The following is a 21,764-nucleotide window of genomic DNA, read 5'->3' as shown; positions in this document are numbered from 1 at the left end:
GGCCTGCTGGCAGCAGGTCAGGAACCGGTTCAGACAAGCTTGTCGAGCGTAATCGGCAGGTCGCGTACACGCTTGCCGGTGGCATGGAACACCGCATTACTGATCGCTGCCGCAACACCGACGATACCCAATTCACCCACCGGTTTGCCGCCCATGGTGGTCGCCTCGAAATCGGGCTCGCCCACGTTGATGGTCGTAATGCTCGGGATGTCGCCATTAACCGGCACTAAGTAATCTGCGAGGTTGTTGTTGATTACCCGACCGTTACGCGGATCGATGATGCCCTCCTCCATCAGCGCCTGACCCACACCCATGATCATGCCGCCAATCCACTGGCTGCGTGCCAGTTTCGGGTTATAGAGACGACCGCTGTCGAGCGCTGCCACCATCCGTTTAACCCGGATGGTACCGAAATCTTCATCGACCCGGACCTCAACAAACTGCGCACTCCAGCTGTGGGCAGAGAATTTTTCGGGGCGGGTGCCGTCATTAAGATTACGCACCATCCTGTCGCGTTCGCTTTCTGACATATCGTCCGGGAAGGTGCCGCCTTTCACCATCAGACGCTCCGCCGGGGCCAGCGTCGCAAGCTGAGCAAAGGAAACGGCGAGATCGCGGCGCTGAATATGCTGCACCCCGTCGCCATTCAGCGTGAGCTGAGACGCAGGCGTGCCTTTCAGTGGCGACTGTGGCAGTTCGCTGGCCAGCTTCAGCAGCTGGTCGCGCATCCGTTTGGCCGTGTCGTTCACCGCCGCGGTCACGTTGCCCGCCAGCTGCGATCCGCCCGCTACACCCGCGCGCGGCAGTTCGGTATCACCCAGCTGCACCTCAATGGTGGTGGACGCGACACCCAGAATATCGGCAGCGGTCTGCGCAAGAATGGTATAGGTTCCGGTGCCGATATCTGCACCGCCACACTGCACAACAAATTTTCCCTGCGGCGTCAGGATAATTTTTGCTTCAGCCGGTAGTTTATTAACCGGATAGGTGCCGGAGGCCATGCCCCAGCCAATCAGTTCACGCCCTTCGCGCATAGAGCGCGGCGTCATAATGCGCTTATCCCAGCCAAAGGCTTCTGCGCCTTTATGATAAGCTTCTTTCAGACGGCGAGAACTCCACGGCAGGTCGAGCTGATAATCTTTATCTGCCCAGTTGCGCAGACGCAGCTCCAGCGGATCAATGTTCAGGGCATAGGCCATCTCATCCATCGCCACTTCCAGCCCAAATGCGCTTGGGTTTTCACCTGGCGCGCGCATCCAGCCTGGCGTCACCGTATTAATCGGCCTGACCTGATGCTGCGCGGAAACGTTGCCTACTGCATACATGCGGGCGGTGACTTTGCTGCAGTTCTCGGCAAAAACGTCGATGAGTGACGTTTCACTGAAGCTGCGCTGGATAATTGCCTGGATTTTGCCGTCGCGGGATGCGCCCAGTTCCAGCTGCTGCGAGGTCGCCGGACGACCGCCAAGACCGGTAAAAGTCTGCGGACGGGTCAGCGACACTTTGACCGGGCGCTTCAGTGCCCGCGATGCCGCCGTCGCCAGCGCAACATGAGTATAAGGCACCGGCTTAGAGCCAAATCCACCGCCGACATACGGTGAGATGATCCGCACGTCTTCCACGCTAATGCCCATCCACTCGGCAATCTCTACCTGCGCGCCAGCTACCCACTGGCTCGGTTCCCAGACGGTAATGCGCCCATCCTGCCACTCCGCCACACAGGCATGCGGCTCCATCGGCATGTTGTATTCACGCGGGGTGGTGTAACGCTGGCTCAGACGCACCTCGGCCTGCTGCATCGCCGACTGGGCGTCGCCCATATCGATATCCTGCTTCGGGAGCGGTTTCGGTTCAACGCCCTCATCGGTGGCAAAAATCAGTGCATCAGACGTTTCATACTCAATCTCCACCAACGAGGCGGCATAGGTCGCCTGCTCAAACGTTTCGGCGACAACCAGACCGATGTTCTGACCGTTGTGAATAATCACATCGTCCTGAATCGGGGTGTAGGTTGACTGCGCCGCGCCGCCATCGGCAATCGCGGTGGGCTTGTTGATCTTCAGCGTGTTCAGGTGGGTATAGACCGCCAGCACGCCTGCGGCATGCTGCGCTTTTTCCGTCGCCATGCGGCTGATGCGACCGCTGGCAATCGCAGACTGAATAACCACGCCGTAAAGTGGATTTTCCGGCTGATGTTCTAACGCATAACGGGCCTCACCGGTGACTTTCACTTTACCATCGCCACGGGAGCGGGCAGCGCCCAGGCCTTCAATCCGGGTGTCTGCCGCTGAGTTCGCGTTGATCACATCCGGACGCACTTTGTCGTTTACTTCACTCATGCGGTTTCTCCTGCTGCCATCAACGCGCGTGCAATCACTCGCGGCGCCAGTTTTACTTTATAGGCGTTGTGGGTCAGCGCCTTTGTCTCCTGAGTAATCCGTTCTGCCGCCTGAAACACCGTCTCTTCATCAAACGGCTGGCCTTCCAGTGCCTGTTCGACCGATCGGACGCGCCAGGGTTTAGTGGCGACGCCGCCCAGGGCAATATGCACGTCACGCATCACGCCGTTTTCCAGCGTGAAGCCTGCGGCCGCGCTGGCTGCTGCAAACTCATAGGAGCTGCGGTCGCGGACTTTGAGGTAGTGTGAGTGCCGGAGTGACTCGGTTTGCGGCACGTCAATGGCCACAATGATCTCGTCATCGCGCAGATTGTGCTCACGGTCAGGCGTATCACCCGGCAGCAGGAAGAAGTCATCAATTGCGATGCGACGTTTTTCGCCCTGCTGATTCTGCAGTATGACGATGGCGTCAAACGCCACCAGCGCAACCGCCAGATCGCCGGGATAGACGGCAATGCAGCTGTCGCTGGCACCCAGAATCGCGTGATTGCTGTTGACGCCATCCAGGGCGGCGCAGCCGGAACCGGGATTACGTTTGTTACAGGCCGGGAACGTTGCCGGGTCACGGTAGTAGTTACAACGGGTGCGCTGGCGTAAATTTCCCCCCAGCGACGCCATATTACGAATCTGCGGCGAGGCAGCCTGCCAAAGGCTGCCATAGATGGCAGGCGCGCTCTGCTGGCAGGCGGGATGATCGGCCAGCTGGCTCATGGTGACCAGTGCACCAGCGGTGATCTTATGGTCATCAAACTGCAGATTTTTCAGCGCCGTTAAGCCGCTGATGCCAATTAATTGCGGTGGCGTAAAGACACCACACTTCATCAGATCGAGCTGTGTCGTGCCGCCCGCCAGTAACTGACTGCCCGACTGCTGTTTCAGAGTGGCAGCCTCTTCAGGTGACTGCGCAACTTTCCAGCTGAATTCATTCATGCGGACTCCTTAGCCATCTCAGCAGCGGCCTGTTTTATCGCATCAACGATGTGCGGATAAGCCCCGCAACGGCAGAGGTTGCCGCTCATGTATTCACGAATCTCATCTTCGGAACCGGCATGGCCCTCTTTGATGCAGGCTACAGCAGACATAATCTGACCCGGCGTGCAGTAACCGCACTGGAAGGCATCATTCTCCATAAAGCAGCGCTGCACCGGATGCAGTTCACCCTCGGTGGAGGCCAGCCCTTCAATACTGGTGACGTCAGCGCCACCCGCCTGGGCCGCCAGCGTCAGGCAGCTCAGCACACGCTGACCATTTATCAGCACGGTGCAGGCACCGCATTGTCCCTGATCGCACCCTTTTTTGGTGCCGGTCAGGTTAAGATGCTCACGCAGAGCATCCAGCAGAGTGACTCGCGGATCGACCTGCATCTGCTGAGACTGACCATTGACCTGCATTGTTAACGATATTTTTTCCGACATTGTCTGCTTCCCATTGTTGGGGGCTAAAAGATGAAATTTTTATAGGTTTAGTTCTGACGGGAGTTAAATCGGGGAAAATCGTGATAACCCTAATCTTTACGCGCGTATCTCTGTCTTAAGGTTTAGCAGCTTTTTGGCAATCTGGCGGCCATGTCAGGAAAAAGTCAGCGTTATCTGATGAAAAATGGAAGGTAATACGCTATATATTATATAATATAGCGATTTCATATTATTGATTTTAGAGGATATATTTCTGGATCTTCCCTGCCAGTATCGCTTACAGGATTGATGCAGCCGCCTCACTAAGTTTTTCACAAATTACGACCAGGACGTTATCCGCCAATGTCAGAGTTGATATCAGGCGGAGTGAAAAGGCTGATCAACTGATAGTGCCAACCCCGGCATAAGAACAGGCGCGTTAAGACGTGCTTAATCAGACACGCTTCAGATGAGGAGTCTGGCCAAAAATGTCGCCCCTGGCGAAGTCATACACCGGGATTTTCACGGGCTATCCACATCCTCTGTGAAAGTGGCAGAAATGCTCAATCCCTTTCGGTGTCAACGATACTGGCCGATTGCTTGTCATTCCTTCACTGTGACGCCGTTACAGCGACAGGTGAATCGTGATTAGCTGCCGCCTATCAGATGCTGACAACGATTTCTGGCGTCCCAGTTATCCCGGGGAAGCGCTTTAAAATCAGACGCAATTCTGGCAGGGTCTGAATAAACAGTAATCGCATAATCCGATGAAATCTCCCGAGCACCATATTTAGTATCAATAAAGTAGCGTTTACCCGCTTGTGGAATAAATGGAACCCACTGTGAGAGTAAATAGCTTTCCGGGAATCTCGTTTTTTTTCCTTGTGTGTCGTAATCGCTCATTATTGTGTTGAGCTGCTGAAAAGCCATGAGCCTGCCAGGTTGTACCTTTGCTGTCATAACGCGCCCAGCGGAGGGGATAAGATTTGACGCCAGTTGATGACGATCAACTCTGTCATAACAGGTGCCTTTCTTCTCATAGACCGAAAGATAAAATGTACCCACAAATCCCTCTGGATTGATAGCCACCACCGTCGCTGCATCTTTACCTTCGTAATCTGTATAATTAAGGGGTAAAAGCGTGGAACAGCCAGTGAGGAAAATAACGGGGGAAAACGCAGCAATTCTCATGATTTTCGGGATGACATGCATTTATTTTCTATTCCTGAGATGCGTTATGCTGGACGCTATCAGCAAACGGGAATGACACTTAACGATATTTATCGACTAAATAAGATTTACAATCACTTAAAAAAGGAGGCTGGCCTGCCGAATTTAAATTTTACTTAAATAAATCAGGTTATTAATTTAATTGTGAATTATATACGCACTTAATATTTTATCGTTTTGCTAAAAACATTAAAAAGCCCCAAAGGGGCTTTGCGTTATATTATCATCAGGCGTACAGAATCGAATCAGAACCGGTATTGCAGACCAGCTGTAATGGTATAGTTTTTATTTGATATACCCGCCGCATCTCCCCCAATTGATGCTGATTCACCAGAGAATCTGTCAATAATCTGAGTGCTGCCTTTGCCTTCTTCATATTTGCTGTAGGTGAATTCGGCAAACACTTTGGCATTTGGCGTAACATAATAGCCGGCATCTACTGATGTTCCGTAGTACCGCGAATTAGTCGCTTTCTCGCGGAAGGTAAGATCGCGCATGTAATGCTCGTCATTATCGTGTGCCCGCACCCAGTCGCTGAATTTAAATAAGACGTTAAATTCAAAGTCGTTAATACGATACTGACCCGCAAGGCCAATATATGGCATGGAAAAACGCTGGCTATAACCAATACCGCGCTCGCCTCTTGGGAAATCACCGACAGAAGCGCCGTTATCGTAATTGTATGAACCGCCAAAAGCTGTCCAGCTTAAACGGGTTTCCTGATAACCAGCAGTCAGCCCGGCCTTATAGTTATCGCCCTGTAACGCCCAGCCTTTGACATTGAGATCGTATTCATTGGCGTAATTAACATCTGTGCGGGGATGAGATGAATGATCCGTCCAGTCAGACTGGTTGTCATCGAGCCAGTCATAGTCATCCATATGACCCGAACCAGAAGCCAGAGAAGTCCAGCCTCGCGCATTCAGCGTCAGAAATGAGTATGCATCCCAGGATAACTCGCCTTTGAGAATAGCAACATTCTTTATTTTCCAGTCCAGCTGACTGACTTTGCGACCTGTTTCGGTGTCATAAACCATCTCATGAGATTTGCCACTCAGCATCCCAGCTGACGTCGACACAATTAAGCTTTCCGGAGAAAAATTCGGTGAAAATCGACCTGCATCTGCACAGGCTACGCCTGACAGAGTCGCCATCATCATCACTGCAACGGTGCTTTTTTTCATTTCAGTTCCCTATCCATAAAGGTAATCCTTGTACAGCAGCGCCGTTCTTTTCGTAGCACGGCTGCTGGGCTTCTATACTCACCTGCCGGGTCCGGGTCCCGGAGTCCTGGCAAAAGCCTGCGCGACAGCTCATGCGAAGCCGTGATTTTTTACCCCTTTTTGCTCGCAGCGTTGAACCGTTAAGGCAAATTCCTTAATCGGCTGCTTTCTGAAAAACATTAAATATTTTTGTTATTTCGCAGTGCGTCACTCATCAGCCCCTTTTTTGCCTGGCCAGAAAATTGTTTCAGGCGAGCAACTGCTGCGGCTGGCAAAAAGCCGCCTTATGAAAAAAAGACAAATGAGACGACGACGGCAATAAGGAGAGATGTTTTCTGAAGTGAGGTTTAGTAGCACCACACCGCACAGGACACATTCCAGGTGATGTTTTACATTCTGCAAGGTCTGCCAGCTTTAGAACTGGCAGTGCCGTGGGATACAGGCAGGTTTACTCAGGCCTTACCACTGAGCGCATCATTCACAATGTGGTCATCTGTCCTTTCCCCGAAGAGTGATCAAAATGGTTAGCGCGTTAGCTGGATTTATCAGCGGTCCAGCTCGGGCTGCGGCACACTTCTTCAGGTTCGAGCCTGGCCGTAAAGCGCACTAAGGCGGCATGGCTGACTTCAGGCGTGATCAGGCGACAACAGGGGTATCTTTACTTCCCCCTGTTCCCTTTCAAGCTCTTTTTTCTGTGGTCAGAAAGTGAAAAAAGAATGATGTCTGAGCGCTGGGTGACAGACAGGTGCCTGTCACCCATCCTCATCTGACGGAAAAGCAAACCATCGGCGGTGCGAATACTGGCGGCACCTCCAGCAAGTAAATGCTTTCACCAGAAGAAATCACACCTGAAATGCGGCCACCATGCCCCGCAGCGCGTGCGCCTGTTCAGAAAGCGACTGAGAAGCAGAAGACGACTCTTCCACCAGCGCGGCATTATTCTGCGTCACGCTGTCCATCTGCGTCACGGCGACACTGACCTGAGATATGCCCTGCATCTGCTCTGAAGAGGCAAGGGAAATCGTATCCATCGACACAGCCAGTTCATTCACCATGCTAACAATTTTCATAATGCTGTCGCCGGTTGACGATGCGACCGTGACGCCGCTTTCCACCTGGGTTACCGCTTCTTCAATAAGCAGTTTTATATCCCGGGCGGCAGAGGCACTGCGCTGCGCCAGTGTCCTGACCTCACCCGCGACCACAGCAAAGCCGCGTCCTTCTTCTCCTGCTCGTGCCGCCTCAACGGCGGCATTCAGCGCCAGAATGTTCGTCTGAAACGCAATGCTTTCAATCACAGAGGTAATGTCCCGGACTTTAGTCGCGCTCATTGATATGGCTTGCATCGTCTCTGCCATACGTTTGACATCCGTTTCCCCAGCGTGGGTAAGCCGCGCAGTTTCACGGGCCGAGTTGGCGGTCTCATGTGCCCCGCTTGCATTGCTTTTTACGGTAGCAGTGAGCTGTTCCATGCTTGCCGCCGTTTCCTGCAGGGCAGCGGCCTGCTGTTCGGTTCGGGAGGAGAGTTCTGTATTACCCTGCGAGATTTCATCTGCGGCCAGTGCAACGGATGCAGAGGTATCTCTGATATTTGCCACCATGCTGCGCAGGTTGGTCTGCATAACATCCAGCGAGGCCAGCAGGCTGGAGGTATCGTTATGCCGCAGCAGAACAGGCGATGTCAGGTTACCTGACGCAATCGCCGCGGCCAGCGCCTGTGCCTGTGCGGGCTCTCCGCCCAGCTGACGCATGAGCGTCCGAATGATGGAATAACAGGCTGCGATAGCGACAAGGAAAGATATCAATACCATCACTGACATCAGCGTAGCCGTTTGCGAAGCTGCTGCCCTAGCATCCAGAACGGTTTTCCTGCTTACCTGCATCTGAATAGTCGAAAGCCGATCGAGGGCATTCAGCATTGATCGCTGTCCGGGCCTTACGGTTTTTAGCAGGTAATCAACAGTTTCAGACTGAGGTGCTTCCATCGCTTTTCTACCCGCCGTCATGAGCAGACTCAGTGCGGATTCATCCGTCGAGGTCAGATTTTCCAGCGCACTTTTGCCTTCCGCTGAGACGTTTTGCGACATACTGGCAGTCAGCTTGTCCCTGTTCTGAATGTAGATGGCTTTTTGAGCGACCATCCTGTCCCATTCAGGCTGTCTGTCATTCTGTTCATTCAGTAATGCAATATTCCTGACTGCCACCGCCATGTCTCTGGCCGCATTCCGCATGTTCTGAATCAGTTCATAGCGGTAAATTTTATTATTTACAGCGTTTTCCATATCGTCCCTGGCCTGCCAGAGTGCATGAAGTGCCGTCCCGGTGCAGAGAAAAAAAAGGATGACCAGCAGGCTATACCCTGCGACAAGACGCGTAGCTATTTTCATATTATTTTCCGTTATATTTTTGAGATTGCTATGTTGCTCTGGTGTTAAGAAATGAGGTTGAATAAAAAACCATGAAAAATTTTCTCTGGTCGCGCCATCAATAACGGCGCGACAGAAAATATATATAGACGATGGGAGAGGAAACTAAGAAATCAGAAAGAGAGGAGCACGCCTGAAAAAATACAAATCATTGATAGTTATCAATTAAAATAATGACTACCAGCAAATTAATTAGTGTTAAAAAACATTTCACGCTACAAATTATTTCTAAGCCTGTTTTTTGTTCAACACGGCTGCATGTATTGCCGTAATCATAAATTTCTAAGGGAGTGCGTTTTTTTTCTGTTTCACATAACAAACATGAATCTGTGCTGATACCAACATCAATCATTACTGAGAGATTAAATTATCCGCTCCGGGCACAGAGCGGATGTCACTACCAGAACTGACATGATGAGTCATTCGCCGTTTAAAGCATCAACTTTCAGGCTTGAGAATAAGTCTGTTTAGACGCTCTCCACTCTGAAATCCGAATTTGACCGCGCATATTATTGCATCAGGATGGTTTATCACCGCAGATGCTCTTTTCGTTATAACGATGTTTCAGCCGTTCCCGCTGCCGGGTTTTCCGTCCCGCAATGATCATCGCTACGACAAACACCACAGCAAACAACACCACGATCGTCGGCGCAGGTGCGCTGTCGATAAAGAACGAGAGATAAACGCCGCTCAGCGATACCAGCACCGACACCATAACCGCCACCAACAGCGCATGTGAAAAACGACGGGTGAGCAGCACCGCAATAGCGCCGGGCGCGATTAACAGGGAGATCGACAGGATGATCCCCACCGCTTTCAGCGTCGCTACAATGGTCAGCGAGACCATGCAGAGCAGGCCGTAATGCAGCAGACGGGCGGGTAAGCCAGATACCTGCGCCTGCAGAGGATCGAAACTGAACAGCATAAAATCACGCCACTTCACTACAATCACCATAACGATGATCAACGCGATAATCGCTGTCTGAATGATATCTGCGCCGGTGATGCCAAGCATGTCCCCAAACAGGATATGATCCAGGTGCACTTCAGGCTTCACGGCGATGTAGAGGATTAGCCCCACCGCGAACATGCCGGAGAAGACAATGCCCAGCACGGTGTCCTGCTTAATGCGGCTGTTGTCCTGCAGGAAACCACTGGCGACGGCACAGAACAGCCCTGCTACAAACGCGCCCACCGCCAGCGGCAGTCCTGCCATCCAAGCGAGCACGATGCCAGGGAATACTGCATGGCTCATGGCATCTCCCATCAGCGCCCAGCCTTTCAGCACCAGAAACACCGACAGCAGCGCGCAGGGGATTGCCACGACCAGCGCAATAAGCAATGCGCTATTCATAAATGCAAACAGGAAAGGGTCAAGGAGCCACATTAGCCAGGCTCCTTTTCAGAGTGATGGCGGCCACGACGCCGGTTAGCCAGCAGGCCATGTTTTGGTGCAAAAACAAACGCCAGCAGGAACAGCAGCGTCTGCGCGACCACAATGATGCCGCCCGTTGCGCCATCCAGGTAGTAACTCGCCCAGGCACCCAGAAAACTGGTGATGGTGCCGATCGCGACAGCAATCATCAGCAGACGCGGAAAACGATCGGTGAGCAGCCAGGCGGTTGCGCCAGGCGTCACTACCAGACAAATCACCAGAAAGGCACCGACAGTTTGTAGTGCCGCCACGGTAGAGACCGCCAGCAGCGTAAAGAAGAGAATTTTCAGACGTTCAGGCCGGAGTCCAATGGCGCGCGCGTGATTCTCATCAAAGAAGGTGACCATCAGATCTTTCCACTTAAACAGCAGAATGATGATCGACAGCCCGCCAATCAGCGCCAGCTGGAATATATCGGCTGGCGCAATCGCCAGTATGTTGCCCAGCACAATGGTCTGTATGTTCACGGCAGTCGGATTAAGCGAGACCATAAACAGGCCCAGACCAAAGAAAGAGGAAAAGATCAGGCCAATAATCGCATCTTCTTTCAAGCGGGTGCGCTGATTGAGTAACAGCATGCTGCCCGCTGCCAGCCCGCCGGAAAGAAATGCCCCCAGCGCAAACGGCAGTCCCAGCATGTAAGCGCCCGCTACGCCTGGTACAATAGAGTGTGAGAGCGCGTCACCTATCAGCGACCAGCCCTTGAGCATCAGATAGCAGGAGAGAAACGCGCAGAGCCCGCCCACCATCGCGGAGACCCACATCGCGTTAAGCATGTAGTAATACCCAAAAGGTTCCAGTAACAGCGCCATGGTTAGCCCCCCTCTTCCCGTGCGGCATGAGGTGCAATAAAGGGACGTTCATTATCGGTGATGATCTGATCGTCCAGCCCCTTCACCATCACATGACGCAATACCCCGCTGAACGCACGCTCAAGATTAGCGGCGGTAAATGTAGTCCGGGTCGGGCCGCTGGCCAGAACCGTGCCTTTTACCATCACGGTGTAATCACAGAACTCCGTAACCGAGCCCAGATTATGGGTGGAGACCAGCATGGTTTTACCTTCATCGCGCAATTCCCCCAGCAGGCTGATGATTCTGGCCTCGGTCTGAACATCCACGCCGGTAAACGGCTCGTCCAGCAGGATCACGCTGCCCTGCTGCGCAATCGCACGCGCCAGAAACACTCTTTTCTTCTGCCCGCCAGAGAGTTCGCCGATCTGACGATGGCGATAATCCAGCATATCGACCCGGGTCAGCGCCTCACTGACAATCTGCTGGTCATGCGACTTTGGCCTGCGCAGCAGACCCATGTGCCCGTAGCGCCCCATCATCACCACATCTTCCACCAGCACCGGAAACGACCAGTCCACCTCTTCCGACTGCGGCACGTAGGCGACCAGACTCTGCCGCAGCGCCTGGCGGGTCGGCATCCCCAGCACCAAGATGCTGCCGCTGGCGAGCCGCACAAATCCCATCAGCGCTTTAAACAGGGTTGACTTGCCGGAGCCATTAACGCCCACCAGCGCGGCAATCGATCCGCCCGACACGCTGAAGCTGGCATCATGCAGCGCAGTATGTCCGTTGCGATAGGTTACCGTGACGCCTGAAACCACAATGGTGTCTGTCATTGCGTTTTCTCTCCCGCTTTAATGCCCTGCACCAGTGTCTCAGTGGTGACTTTGAGCAGATCAAGATAGGTTGGCACCGGTCCCTCCGCGTTACTCAGGGAGTCGACGTAAAGCACACCACCGTAATGGGCACCGGTTTCCCGCGCGACCTGGCGGGCGGGCTTATCTGACACGGTGCTTTCACTGAACACCGCCGGAATGTCATTTTTCTTCATCTGGTCAATTACCCTTCTCACCTGCTGCGGCGTACCCTGCTGGTCAGCATTGATCGGCCACAGGTAAAGCTCTTTCATGCCCAGGTCACGCGCCAGATAGGAGAACGCGCCTTCACTGGTCACCATCCAGCGTTTCTGTTCGGGAATAGCGGGAATCTGCTGGCGCAGCGGATCCAGTGCCGCGGTAATTTTTTGCTTATAGGCGGCAGCGTTCTGACGGTAGGTCTCTGCGTTGACCGGATCATATTTCACCAGCGCATCGCGAATGTTATCGACATAAATCAGCGCATTGTCCGGTGACATCCAGGCGTGCGGATTCGGTTTACCGTTATAGGGCCCTTCGCCAATGCCCATCGGCGTTACACCAGCGGAGACCACCACTTCCGGGACGCCGTCCAGATGCTGATAAAAGCGCTGAAACCAACGCTCAAGATTAAGCCCGTTCGCCATAATTAACTGCGCACCCTGAGCCCGCCTGATGTCACCGGGCGTGGGCTGATATTCGTGTATTTCAGCACCGGGCTTAGTAATAGAAGTGACCTCCGCGGCATCGCCAGCCACGTTCTCAGCCATGTCAGCTATTACCGTAAACGTCGTCACTATCTTAAATTTTTCTGCTGCATAGCTACTGCTCGCCATCAGGGTTGTGAGCAGTGCGCTCAGTAACAGCGTGGTGATCTTTTTTATCGGGACCATTGGGCGGGCTCCAGAAATGATTAAAAACAGAACATAATTAGCATAGGCTATTTTTTATAGCACAGGCTATACCTTCCGGAAAGCAGGGAGATGTGAAGTTTCTTCAGCATTCAGGCTCAGTTGTCAGATTTTGTAAAGGAGTTCAGTTACTGTATGATATAAATAGGAATATTTTTGATGATGTGTGGCATTCAACCCGCTTATAGCTTCGCGACAGGCGGGTTTTTCACCTGCCTGATTCAGTGATACAAAATGAGAAAAGAGGTAATGGCATAAATTAGCGTTCGACTACGCTCTGCCATCCACAAAAGGAAGTTGCATTGCCGGATGATATTTTCGTAACAGACGTAGCAATTTCATAATTAAAATAATCTTATTGATAGGCCAAATTAATTAAGCCTGATGAATTTTTTTGCTACAGTTAATGTTACTTACCGCAATCACCCAGGAGGATATTTTGTATTTTTCCAGCGACGAAAAAGCGAATGTCATCATTGGCGAAGCCGCAATGAACCTGTTTAATGCTGGTCAGGAAGTGAACGTTGAGCTGCTGATTAAAGAGTTGCAGGTTATGGCTGACTCTGAGGTGAATGAGTATCGCCTTAAGCAAATGCAAACTGCACGTCAATGGCTGACGGGATTCAAAACAATTGGTTCTCGCACTACCGGTCCGGCAAACTGGCTATCCAGAAATACGGGTATCGATCAGGCTATCAGCGCCTCAGCTGATGATATTTTCTTCAGGCCTTAACATGGCTGCTAACCTTCTGCCGGCCTGAGTAGTCAGGTCGGAACAGCGGAGGGCTTGTTCCTGTACAAGAATATGGTACAATTTTCACCTCGTCACCTCCTCCCGTAACTCACTGTTTTAAATGCTATAGCATTTTTTGCACAAAAAAATCTATTCCAAAAATCCAAAATTCTGTACAAGTTTTGAAAAGATGTATAACTTGCGCATTAGGAATGCTATACATTTTCACCATCTGAGGAAAACACCATGCGTCAGAACGGACAAGCCCCGGAAACGATCAGCGATATTGCCCGTTACTTCAATCAGGCCAGCTCACCTTCCCAACAGGAAACACTGGGTTCGATAGTGGTCGAAATTCTGCGCGCAGGTCATAGCCTTAGCCGTAAAGCAATTTGCAGTAAACTGTTGCGCCGCCTTGAACTGGCTGCGACGCCAGAAGAACAGAGCCATCTGCATGAATTAATTGCGATGCTTTTTCGTCGCGAAGATTAATGTCCGCTCACCGCGTCAGCTAATATTCACGATACCTGCTCTTAGCCAACACTCAGGAAGATTTACCCACAGGAACGAAGCCCAATACTGCTTTGCCGTATCTGGTGCACCAGGTTGCACCCGCTGACGTATACGGACCTGCAGCAAGGCCAATGATTCGTAATCAGAGAAGCCAGTATGTACAGAAGTGAAGATGAGAAACTGACAGATGTCATGATCGGTGAAGCCGTCCTGACATTGCTCAAGTCAGACAAACCGGTGTCGAGTAATGCTTTAATCGCACAGCTTGAACTCATGGCTGCTAACGCCGATGACGACACAAAAGTGTCTGTGATTCGTAAAGCCATCACTGAAGTTCGGAACGGCATGGTCGCCGCACGTAAGCGTGTGCAGGGCGACGGTGCTGAACGTGATAAGACGACGCATCGTATGAACAGCGATGGCCCGCCTGATGGGTCTAAAAAGCACTGATAAAAGGTATTGCGTGCCTGTCGGACACGGCTGGCAATAAGCGAAGCGGCATCCTTTAAGTGAAATTTTTATTGGCTGGCTGGGCAAAACGAAAACAGCGTCTACACTCGTTTTTGACTTCACCCATTGCGTATAACGAATTTTCCTCAGAGAAAGAAAAATCATGCAACACTCTTCATCAGATTTATCCATCATTGACTATTTTCGTAGTGAAGGCGATTTGCTGGCACCGGAAACCGAACTGCTGGGCGCAGTAATTCGTGACATCGTGGCTGATCAGGGATGTGTGACCAACAAAGCGATAATTCTTTATCTGATCGCCGAACTGGAATGCACGTCCGACGTGATCAGACTGGATGTGTTGCGCAGAACGCTGGAAATTGTCGTTGGCCGTACGCCTGACGATAGTGATATCTGATTATCTCTCCTGCGTTATCCCTGATAACGCAGGATCAGTGAGATGAATACTCTGCTTTCAGGTAATTTTTGACGAAGAGATATAACCCACCTGGTGAGTATTAAACGCCCAACCGTAGTTGCAAGGTATATAGCAGGTTGCAACGGCCATAAACAACCCTGGCGCATCCATTCTTTCCCGAGCAAAATCCCCCTATCAGCTTCCCCACGACGCTCGTATCACTCTGCTGGGCAATAATCCGCGCGAATGTTATTTATTTGCTGGTAACAGGCAGCAAATCACTTCTGGCTGAACTCTACACTGTCTGTCGTGCAGTCAAGCATGGCAAAGAATTCCCCGGAAGCTGACCCATGGTTACGCTGAGTAGGGGACTAACCAGATATCATTCCCGAATGTCATCTGCTCATAGTCAATAAGAATTCCATTCTTTTCGGCTGCTTGCTGAGCGTCAGAAAAACTTTGCCACTCTGCCTCATCTCCGGTTTTAGCCCGAATGACTTTAGTCATAATTGTCTGATTATCATAATGTCGGCAGGCTTCAGTCCGGGCAGCACTAACTTCAGAAGGTCTGAAAGATACGATGATGAGAATCATTACAGCAGATGCGAGCACTGCCAGAGATGTAATGGCGATGACTAAAATTCTGACTAACCTTTTCATGTGGTACTCATCCTGAGTTTCTAGTATGAGGATCATATCTGATGGCACCGCTTCACTGCATAGCTAATAATTTGCATTGCTCACAAATACTTAATCGCCAGCACTTTAATTTCAGTATTTGGGGGCAATAATACAGCCATCATTGTTACTTAAGATCAGAACCGGTTTGCCACACAGGTCGATTTGAAACAGCCTTTAAGATTTAACAATAGATGAAAATAAGATGCCTGAAAAAATTATGCTCACATCTGGCGCAAAACCGATGTTCGTTTTGTTATTCCAAAATGACCACAGATTACACTCTCTCCTTACTAATGCGATGATACAAATACCGGCGGTTGCTGCACGGGCGGAACAGAGAAGTGACGCTGCATACGCTTTATCTCCTCTGCCGGGGGCAGACCAAACAGGCGTTTAAATTCACGATTAAACTGCGACGAGCTTTCATAGCCCACAGCGTAGCCTGCTGCGGCAGCGGTCATCTGCTGGCGTACCATCAGCATGCGTGCCTGGTGCAGGCGTACCGATTTCACATACTGCATCGGCGGCATCCTGATAATGGCTTTGAAGTGAAGATGAAAGGTCGGGACGCTCATGCCCGCTTCCCCTGCCAGCTGAGTCAGGGTCAACGGCTCTGCATACGTGGTATGGATATGCTTTACCACTTTCCCTATTTTGCTGAACTGCCCCTGCATGGCCAGCGCGGCACGCATGGCGTTGCCCTGTTCGCCCGTAAGTACACGGAAGTAGAGTTCACGCAGTCGTGCATGTCCGAGTATCGCGGTTTCAAGCGGACTATTCAGGGCTTCAAGCAAACCCAGCACGGCTCCCTTTACCGTGTCGTCCATCTGGCTTGACATCATACTCTGCGGCGCGGCGGGAGGATGTGAAGCATCATGCTGATCGATCTGCAGGATGAGTTCAGCGGCAAGCTGAAAATCCAGATGCAGGTAAATAGCCAGCAGAGGATGATCCGCGGACGCGTCAGTTTCCATAGTAAACGGCACAGGCACGGAGACCGCGAGGTAGTGATGTTCGTCATATAAGTAAGTCTGCTGGCCAAAGTAACCTCGTTTGCTGCCCTGACAGACAATCACAATGCCCGGATCATAAAGCACGGGTGTTCTGGCAAGAGGACGGTCGGCGCGCAGAATTCGCACACCGGGTAAGGCCGTCAGGTTGTACCCCTCATGGGGCGCTAGGGCTTTGATCAGGGCAATTATTTCGCTCATTACAGCACCTCATAAGATCAGGCAAGAAAACGAGAAGATACGGCCTGAAAATACATCAGCAGTGAGAATACCATGCAATCTCAACGGTTCATGGGAGTTCTTTTATGTCATCTTTAAAAACAATCTTAATAACTGGCGTCAGCAGTGGCTTTGGTCTGGCACTGGCGCGCGAAGCCCTCGATGCCGGGCATCGGGTCATTGGTACCGTGCGTAACCGCGAAGCACTGCAAACTTTTGAGGCGCTTGATGCACAGCGTGCCGCAGGCCGCCTGCTGGATGTCACGGACTTTACGCGTATTGATGAAGTTGTCAGGGAGGTTGAGTCCACAGTCGGTCAGATAGATGTGCTGGTGAATAACGCAGGGTACGGCCATGAGGGCATTTTGGAAGAGTCCTCCCTGGCAGAAATGCGCCACCAGTTTGACGTGAATGTTTTTGGCGCAGTGGCAATGACCAAAGCTGTCCTGCCGGGTATGCGTGAGCGCCGTCGGGGGCATATCATTAATATTACCTCGATGGGCGGATTTATTACTTTGCCCGGCATCAGCTACTACTGCGGCAGCAAGTTTGCGCTGGAGGGTATTTCAGAAACGCTGGGCAAAGAGCTGACTCCGTTCGGCATACACGTCACCGCCGTGGCACCCGGCTCATTCCGCACCGACTGGGCGGGACGTTCAATGGTACGCAGCGCCCGCACTATTCCGGATTACGACACTCTTTTCGGGCCCATTCGTCAGGCCCGCGAGGAAAAAAGCGGGAAACAACCCGGCAATCCCGTAAAGGCTGCTCAGGCTATGCTGGCATTGCTGGAAAGCCCGAACCCACCCGCGCATCTGTTGTTAGGCAGTGATGCCCTGACTTTGGTACGGCAAAAACTTGTGGCAATGCGTCAGGAAATTGATCGCTGGGAGAATCTTACGCGTTCAACCGATGATTGAGGCGTTGCTGAAACAGAGCGTAAAGGCCTGAACGATCATGGCGAGTGACAAAAACGGCCATGAGTTCTGGCGTTCCGCACAGGATAAGGTAACCGATTCAGGTGCAGAGTCTTGCGCCGCCTGAGCGAACATTAAAAGGTTCTCAGCTGGCTGCCGCATCCCCCTGAATGTCGCAGCCAGCTGAACTTGTAGTGCTATCCGTGTGAGATGGGGTGATAAAGCTGGCAGAAGCGATGGTAAATTCCGTGCTGGCACTGGAGCGTCGTCTGGCCGGAAACGCAGGATATTCATTTATGCATAATCATTTCTCAAATCACACATAGTCATAACAGTATAAGTAACAACTTAAGCAGAAGAAAACGCTGCCTCAGCCTGCTGATATTACAGATGTTTTCATTGAAATTTAAGAAAAAGTTTCACGAAGCATTTATTCTGAATAAAGATTTTGGCCGATGCAGTTAATTATTGGGTTTCATTTCAGGCTAAAAGAAGGTAATTCTGGCTGAATTCAAAAAATGCAATATAACCGGACTGATATTAAAACTCTTCAGTTTGAATATTTTTGAACTCTGCTTACTGCTTTTTATTCTCAGTCAAAGCGGCTCTGCGGAATTAGGGCATAAGGGTAAGGTTCTGGATGGCGCCCGCCATCGGCGTCATCAACCTTAATGCATTTTGCGTGTAAAAAAGCCTATTGCTTCCTGGCACAATGCTTTCAGTTTGCTGTCACGCGTCTCTTCGCTCAGGCGAAACAGAGCGTCCGTAATGTCGTGAAAATGAACCGGCTCTCCCGCCTTGATCAAATCACTGACGACCGCGCCAACCAGTGCACGGATCTCGTTATCGTTGTCGTACTTCACACGACCTCCCGATGGTGTATGCATGTACAGTCTAACATTATTGGGTGTCAAAAAACAAAAAAGCCGTTTTAACGGAAATATAAGCGAAGCGGCAAACAGGCTATAAATCATCCAGCCCGGTACTTGAGCTGACTTTATTTAAGTCAGCACCATGTGCTTGCCAGTAAATAGTCAAAAGAGTGTCATCACTGCCAGAATCTGAGCTTGAAAATACCGGAAGTGAGCCGATCATTTATATCGTTTAATGGAACCCTGAGTTTGAGGTTTATAAAATCTGTTATTCCTGTGCCCGATGCCGCATTTTTCACGTTGCCAGCCAGCGATGCTTTGAACAACGTGTTTCAGTTGAAGCAAAGCTATTAGCCAGTATTATGATAAAACTCTTCTTATCCTCTGCTACCGCGAGTCCTGCATGGCTAAATTCACCCTCAAACAGATTGCTGCCCAATCGGGGCTTAGCCTTGCCACTATTGATCGCGCCCTGCATCAGCGTGGCAATGTTCATGCGCGTACTCAGCATCGGATTCAGCAGGCGATAGCGGACCTGGAACTGATGCATAAAGCCGGGCTCGCCAAAGGCAGAACGATTTACTTCGACGTCATCATGCATACTCCTGACCGCTTTCAGCCACTGATACGTGAAGCGCTCAGCAGTCAGATCGCCAGCTTTGCTGCTTTCAGACTTCAATTGCGTTTCCACTTTGGCGCGAATCTCACAGCGGAAGCCACTAATGCGCTGCTGAAAAAAAAAGCGGTTCACAGTCATGGTGTCATTCTGAAAGCGGCCTGCTCCGATGAGCTGAATCCCACTATTGAATCGCTCTTGAAACAACGCGTTCCGGTGGTCACCATGATGAGCGATTTACCCGGCAGTGCGCGCCTGCGCTATATCGGCATGGATAACTTTGATGCCGGTAAGGTGGCGGCTTTTCTGATGTCAAAATGGCTGCGGGTCAGCCGTTCGCATATTGTGGCGGTGACCGGCAGTCGCGATTTCATGGGTGAACAGGAGAGAATCCACGGCTTTCAGCATGCGATGCAGCAGTTTGCGCCTCAACATCAGGTGAGTGTGGTGGCGGGCGGATATGGCATTGACGCGCGGATGCATCAGTCAGTGACGCAGTTTTTACAGAGCAATCCGGAAACGGATGCGGTCTATACGGTCGGCGGCGGCAATCCCGGCATCCTGCGCGCATTTGCCGAACAAAAGCGGCATGTGAACGCCTGTATTGGTCACGATCTCGATCAGGAAAATTGTGGCCTGCTGCAGGCGGGTAAGATTGATGCGCTGATCGAGCACAATTTACAACTCGACGCATTGCACGCCTTCAGAACACTGCTGGAATTTCATGGCTTTCTGCCCGCCTCAGAACCACCCGCGCCCTACTCTAAAATCAATATTATCACCCGATACAACATGACAGGCTAAAGCACTGACACGTTGTAATCCCGCATAACACCATGAGGTATATTGCGATTGCGGTGTCTCTGAATGGCTCTCCGGTTGACCGGATCAGGTTGGTCAGCGATCACCACTATCCGCGCTGATTAACCGGAGGCCTTTCTCACAGCCTGACGTGATCGATCAACGCCCTCAGCTTGGGGGCCAGATTTTTACGGCTGGGAAAATAGAGATAAAACCCGGCAAAGCTGGGTAACCACTCATCCAGCACCGTCACCAGTTCGCCGCGCGTGATGTAAGGCTGAAAGGTCTCTTCCATGCCAAAGCTGATGCCGCACCCGGCGCAGGCGGTGCGGATCATTACCCCCATGTCGTTGGTTGTCAGCTGCGGATTGACGGCAACATCAAACTCCCGTCCCTGTTCAGCAAACTCCCAGCGATAAGGCGCCAGGCCTGGCCCTTTCCGCCAGCCGATGCAGCGATGAGTGACCAGCTCTTCAGGATGCCGCGGCGTGCCTGCACGCGCCAGATATGAGGGTGATGCTACCGCCACCTGACGCTGCGCAGTGGAGACCGGCACCGCAATCATATCCTGCGCAATCACCTCGCCCAGCCGCACGCCTGCGTCATAGCCCTGCCCGACAATATCAAACTCGTCATCGGTCACGGTGATATCCAGCTCAACCAGCGGGTAGGCGGTAATAAAGCTCGCCAGCAGTTCGCCTCCCAGCATCCGCTCAGCAATCGAGGAGATCGCCAGCCGCAACTGACCACGCGGCTCAGCCGCCAGCTCGGCAATATCGGTGACGGCGTGGTTAAGCTGGTTGATCGCCGGAGCCACTTCCGCATAGAGCCGCTGTCCGGCTTCTGTCAGCTGAACAGAGCGCGTGGTGCGCTGCATCAGTGAGATATTAAGCCGATCTTCCAGACGCCGCAGACTCTGGCTGATCGCCGGTCGGGTCACGCCTGGCTGTTCCGCTGCCAGCCGGAAATTTCGGGTCTGCGCCACAATCACAAAAACTTCGAGGGCATTCTTATCCGCATTCATTAGTCAGATTTAGTTACCAGTCCGTAAAGCGTCAGGTGGATTATCTTTATAATCCAGCCCCCGTATGATCGCCAGTGATAACCTGACTGGAGAGACAAAATGACGCAGAAAGTTATTTTAATTACCGGTGCCTCAAGCGGTATCGGTGCAGGCATCGCACGTGAACTATCAAAAACCGATGCCATTCTATTACTGGGCGCGCGGCGCGAAAGCCGTCTGGCCGCGCTGGCTGAGGAGCTGCAGCTTAATGGCTCTGAGGTGGCGATCAAAGCGCTGGACGTTACGCGCCGCGCAGATGTGGCGCAGTTTGTGGCGTTTGCGCTGGAGAAGTGGGGACGGGTTGATGTGATGATCAACAATGCCGGGATTATGCCCCTGTCACTAATGGCCTCGCTCAGGGTCGATGAGTGGGATCAGATGATCGATGTGAACATCAAAGGCGTACTCTATGGTATCGCGGCGGTGCTGCCGACCATGCTGTGCCACCAGCGCGGACACATTATCAATATCGCATCAATTGGTGCGCTGGCCGTGTCCCCCACGGCGGCCGTTTACTGTGCCACCAAGTTTGCGGTGCGGGCGATTTCAGACGGTTTACGGCAGGAGAACAGTCAGCTGCGGGTGACCTGTGTCCATCCCGGTGTGGTCGAGAGCGAGCTGGCCTCAACCATTACCGACCCGACAGCTGCTGAAGCGATGCAGCATTATCGCGCTATCGCGCTGCAACCGGATGCAATTGGTCGCGCAGTGCGCTATGCGATTGAGCAGCCTGAAGAGGTGGATGTAAACGAGATAGTCGTGCGGCCAACCCGCACACAGCAGTAAGCAACCGGCCCGCTGCGCGA

The 21,764-nt window shown here is 52.0% G+C and carries 21 protein-coding genes; 7 read left to right on the top strand and 14 right to left on the bottom strand.

What is annotated here, in order from left to right; genetic code table 11:
- Positions 1-29 precede the first annotated feature (29 nt).
- The 10 genes from QSK07_RS12635 to QSK07_RS12590 form a co-directional block, all read right to left on the bottom strand.
- The gene (locus QSK07_RS12635; RefSeq protein WP_285721659.1) at positions 30-2,339 is read right to left on the bottom strand and encodes a xanthine dehydrogenase family protein molybdopterin-binding subunit; all 2,310 of its coding nucleotides are present in this window, start codon (positions 2,337-2,339) and stop codon (positions 30-32) included.
- Positions 2,336-3,328 (bottom strand): FAD binding domain-containing protein, encoded by a 993-nt coding sequence (locus QSK07_RS12630; protein WP_285721660.1) that lies wholly within the window; start codon positions 3,326-3,328, stop codon positions 2,336-2,338. Before QSK07_RS12630 ends, QSK07_RS12635 begins: the two co-directional genes overlap by 4 nt.
- Entirely contained in the window at positions 3,325-3,789 is a 465-nt protein-coding gene (locus QSK07_RS12625; RefSeq protein ID WP_352230964.1) for a (2Fe-2S)-binding protein, read from the bottom strand. Before QSK07_RS12625 ends, QSK07_RS12630 begins: the two co-directional genes overlap by 4 nt.
- A 651-nt stretch (positions 3,790-4,440) precedes the next feature.
- Positions 4,441-5,004 carry a hypothetical protein gene (locus tag QSK07_RS12620; RefSeq protein ID WP_285721662.1) on the bottom strand — a complete coding sequence of 188 codons (564 nt, stop codon included), beginning with the start codon at positions 5,002-5,004 and terminating at the stop codon, positions 4,441-4,443.
- 263 nt (positions 5,005-5,267) lie between these two features.
- Positions 5,268-6,206, bottom strand: coding sequence for an omptin family outer membrane protease (locus QSK07_RS12615; protein ID WP_285721663.1), 939 nt, complete (start codon positions 6,204-6,206; stop codon positions 5,268-5,270).
- Positions 6,207-7,087: 881 nt separating this feature from the next.
- Positions 7,088-8,632 carry a methyl-accepting chemotaxis protein gene (locus QSK07_RS12610; RefSeq protein WP_285721664.1) on the bottom strand — a complete coding sequence of 515 codons (1,545 nt, stop codon included), beginning with the start codon at positions 8,630-8,632 and terminating at the stop codon, positions 7,088-7,090.
- A 556-nt stretch (positions 8,633-9,188) separates the two neighbouring features.
- The gene (locus QSK07_RS12605) at positions 9,189-10,058 is read right to left on the bottom strand and encodes a metal ABC transporter permease (RefSeq protein WP_285721665.1); all 870 of its coding nucleotides are present in this window, start codon (positions 10,056-10,058) and stop codon (positions 9,189-9,191) included.
- Positions 10,058-10,918 carry an iron/manganese ABC transporter permease subunit SitC gene (sitC, locus tag QSK07_RS12600; RefSeq protein ID WP_285721666.1) on the bottom strand — a complete coding sequence of 287 codons (861 nt, stop codon included), beginning with the start codon at positions 10,916-10,918 and terminating at the stop codon, positions 10,058-10,060. The genes QSK07_RS12605 and sitC overlap by 1 nt, the downstream gene beginning before the upstream one ends.
- A 2-nt stretch (positions 10,919-10,920) precedes the next feature.
- Positions 10,921-11,736, bottom strand: coding sequence for a manganese/iron ABC transporter ATP-binding protein (locus QSK07_RS12595; RefSeq protein WP_285721667.1), 816 nt, complete (start codon positions 11,734-11,736; stop codon positions 10,921-10,923).
- Positions 11,733-12,647: a metal ABC transporter substrate-binding protein gene (locus QSK07_RS12590; RefSeq protein ID WP_285721668.1), complete on the bottom strand. Its 915-nt coding sequence runs from the start codon at positions 12,645-12,647 to the stop codon at positions 11,733-11,735. Before QSK07_RS12590 ends, QSK07_RS12595 begins: the two co-directional genes overlap by 4 nt.
- 412 nt (positions 12,648-13,059) lie before the next feature.
- Between QSK07_RS12590 and QSK07_RS12585 the strand changes: the two genes are divergently transcribed.
- The 4 genes from QSK07_RS12585 (at position 13,060) to QSK07_RS12570 (ending at position 14,779) form a co-directional block, all read left to right on the top strand.
- The gene (locus tag QSK07_RS12585; RefSeq protein ID WP_285721669.1) at positions 13,060-13,398 is read left to right on the top strand and encodes a hypothetical protein; all 339 of its coding nucleotides are present in this window, start codon (positions 13,060-13,062) and stop codon (positions 13,396-13,398) included.
- Between the two features lie 246 nt (positions 13,399-13,644).
- The gene (gene ycgZ, locus QSK07_RS12580; protein ID WP_098049965.1) at positions 13,645-13,890 is read left to right on the top strand and encodes a regulatory protein YcgZ; all 246 of its coding nucleotides are present in this window, start codon (positions 13,645-13,647) and stop codon (positions 13,888-13,890) included.
- A gap of 177 nt (positions 13,891-14,067) precedes the next feature.
- Positions 14,068-14,361: a hypothetical protein gene (locus QSK07_RS12575; protein WP_061060656.1), complete on the top strand. Its 294-nt coding sequence runs from the start codon at positions 14,068-14,070 to the stop codon at positions 14,359-14,361.
- A 163-nt stretch (positions 14,362-14,524) separates the two neighbouring features.
- Entirely contained in the window at positions 14,525-14,779 is a 255-nt protein-coding gene (locus tag QSK07_RS12570; protein WP_285721670.1) for a biofilm/acid-resistance regulator YmgB/AriR, read from the top strand.
- A gap of 354 nt (positions 14,780-15,133) precedes the next feature.
- On the opposite strand, the gene QSK07_RS12565 is transcribed toward QSK07_RS12570, so the two are convergent.
- Both QSK07_RS12565 and QSK07_RS12560 read right to left on the bottom strand, forming a co-directional pair.
- On the bottom strand, positions 15,134-15,439 hold the full coding sequence (locus QSK07_RS12565) for a hypothetical protein (protein WP_285721671.1): 306 nt from the start codon (positions 15,437-15,439) through the stop codon (positions 15,134-15,136).
- A gap of 311 nt (positions 15,440-15,750) precedes the next feature.
- Positions 15,751-16,671, bottom strand: a complete 921-nt coding sequence (locus QSK07_RS12560) for an AraC family transcriptional regulator (protein ID WP_285721672.1) — start codon at positions 16,669-16,671, stop codon at positions 15,751-15,753.
- Positions 16,672-16,775: 104 nt separating this feature from the next.
- On the opposite strand from QSK07_RS12560, the gene QSK07_RS12555 reads away from it, so the two are divergent.
- The gene (locus QSK07_RS12555; RefSeq protein WP_285721673.1) at positions 16,776-17,609 is read left to right on the top strand and encodes an oxidoreductase; all 834 of its coding nucleotides are present in this window, start codon (positions 16,776-16,778) and stop codon (positions 17,607-17,609) included.
- 665 nt (positions 17,610-18,274) lie between these two features.
- Here QSK07_RS12555 and QSK07_RS12550 read toward each other — a convergent pair.
- Entirely contained in the window at positions 18,275-18,469 is a 195-nt protein-coding gene (locus QSK07_RS12550; protein WP_033735335.1) for a hypothetical protein, read from the bottom strand.
- A 412-nt stretch (positions 18,470-18,881) separates the two neighbouring features.
- Here QSK07_RS12550 and QSK07_RS12545 point away from each other — a divergent pair, with 412 nt between their 5' ends.
- Complete coding sequence (locus tag QSK07_RS12545; protein WP_285721674.1) at positions 18,882-19,898, top strand: substrate-binding domain-containing protein; 1,017 nt, start codon at positions 18,882-18,884, stop codon at positions 19,896-19,898.
- A gap of 136 nt (positions 19,899-20,034) precedes the next feature.
- On the opposite strand, the gene QSK07_RS12540 is transcribed toward QSK07_RS12545, so the two are convergent.
- The gene (locus QSK07_RS12540) at positions 20,035-20,919 is read right to left on the bottom strand and encodes a LysR family transcriptional regulator (protein ID WP_285721675.1); all 885 of its coding nucleotides are present in this window, start codon (positions 20,917-20,919) and stop codon (positions 20,035-20,037) included.
- A 99-nt stretch (positions 20,920-21,018) separates the two neighbouring features.
- Here QSK07_RS12540 and QSK07_RS12535 point away from each other — a divergent pair, with 99 nt between their 5' ends.
- Positions 21,019-21,744: an SDR family oxidoreductase gene (locus tag QSK07_RS12535; protein WP_285721676.1), complete on the top strand. Its 726-nt coding sequence runs from the start codon at positions 21,019-21,021 to the stop codon at positions 21,742-21,744.
- The last annotated feature ends 20 nt before the right edge of the window (positions 21,745-21,764 follow it).

The organism is Pantoea sp. QMID4 (assembly GCF_030270445.1).
GTDB classification, from domain to species: Bacteria; Pseudomonadota; Gammaproteobacteria; order Enterobacterales; family Enterobacteriaceae; genus Pantoea; species Pantoea vagans.
The sequence above is the reverse complement of the archived record's forward strand: the minus strand, read 5'-3'. Positions and strand labels throughout refer to the sequence as shown.

Coding starts and splice junctions, on each gene's coding strand:
- QSK07_RS12570 (WP_285721670.1), top strand. CDS start 14,525: ATGCAACACTCTTCATCAGATTTATCCATCATTGACTATTTTCGTAGT.
- QSK07_RS12545 (WP_285721674.1), top strand. CDS start 18,882: ATGGCTAAATTCACCCTCAAACAGATTGCTGCCCAATCGGGGCTTAGC.
- QSK07_RS12540 (WP_285721675.1), bottom strand. CDS start 20,919: ATGAATGCGGATAAGAATGCCCTCGAAGTTTTTGTGATTGTGGCGCAG.
- QSK07_RS12605 (WP_285721665.1), bottom strand. CDS start 10,058: ATGTGGCTCCTTGACCCTTTCCTGTTTGCATTTATGAATAGCGCATTG.
- QSK07_RS12555 (WP_285721673.1), top strand. CDS start 16,776: ATGTCATCTTTAAAAACAATCTTAATAACTGGCGTCAGCAGTGGCTTT.
- QSK07_RS12615 (WP_285721663.1), bottom strand. CDS start 6,206: ATGAAAAAAAGCACCGTTGCAGTGATGATGATGGCGACTCTGTCAGGC.
- QSK07_RS12535 (WP_285721676.1), top strand. CDS start 21,019: ATGACGCAGAAAGTTATTTTAATTACCGGTGCCTCAAGCGGTATCGGT.
- QSK07_RS12635 (WP_285721659.1), bottom strand. CDS start 2,339: ATGAGTGAAGTAAACGACAAAGTGCGTCCGGATGTGATCAACGCGAAC.
- QSK07_RS12620 (WP_285721662.1), bottom strand. CDS start 5,004: ATGCATGTCATCCCGAAAATCATGAGAATTGCTGCGTTTTCCCCCGTT.
- QSK07_RS12630 (WP_285721660.1), bottom strand. CDS start 3,328: ATGAATGAATTCAGCTGGAAAGTTGCGCAGTCACCTGAAGAGGCTGCC.
- QSK07_RS12590 (WP_285721668.1), bottom strand. CDS start 12,647: ATGGTCCCGATAAAAAAGATCACCACGCTGTTACTGAGCGCACTGCTC.
- QSK07_RS12610 (WP_285721664.1), bottom strand. CDS start 8,632: ATGAAAATAGCTACGCGTCTTGTCGCAGGGTATAGCCTGCTGGTCATC.
- QSK07_RS12565 (WP_285721671.1), bottom strand. CDS start 15,439: ATGAAAAGGTTAGTCAGAATTTTAGTCATCGCCATTACATCTCTGGCA.
- QSK07_RS12560 (WP_285721672.1), bottom strand. CDS start 16,671: ATGAGCGAAATAATTGCCCTGATCAAAGCCCTAGCGCCCCATGAGGGG.
- ycgZ (WP_098049965.1), top strand. CDS start 13,645: ATGCGTCAGAACGGACAAGCCCCGGAAACGATCAGCGATATTGCCCGT.
- QSK07_RS12575 (WP_061060656.1), top strand. CDS start 14,068: ATGTACAGAAGTGAAGATGAGAAACTGACAGATGTCATGATCGGTGAA.
- sitC (WP_285721666.1), bottom strand. CDS start 10,918: ATGGCGCTGTTACTGGAACCTTTTGGGTATTACTACATGCTTAACGCG.
- QSK07_RS12625 (WP_352230964.1), bottom strand. CDS start 3,789: ATGCAGGTCAATGGTCAGTCTCAGCAGATGCAGGTCGATCCGCGAGTC.
- QSK07_RS12595 (WP_285721667.1), bottom strand. CDS start 11,736: ATGACAGACACCATTGTGGTTTCAGGCGTCACGGTAACCTATCGCAAC.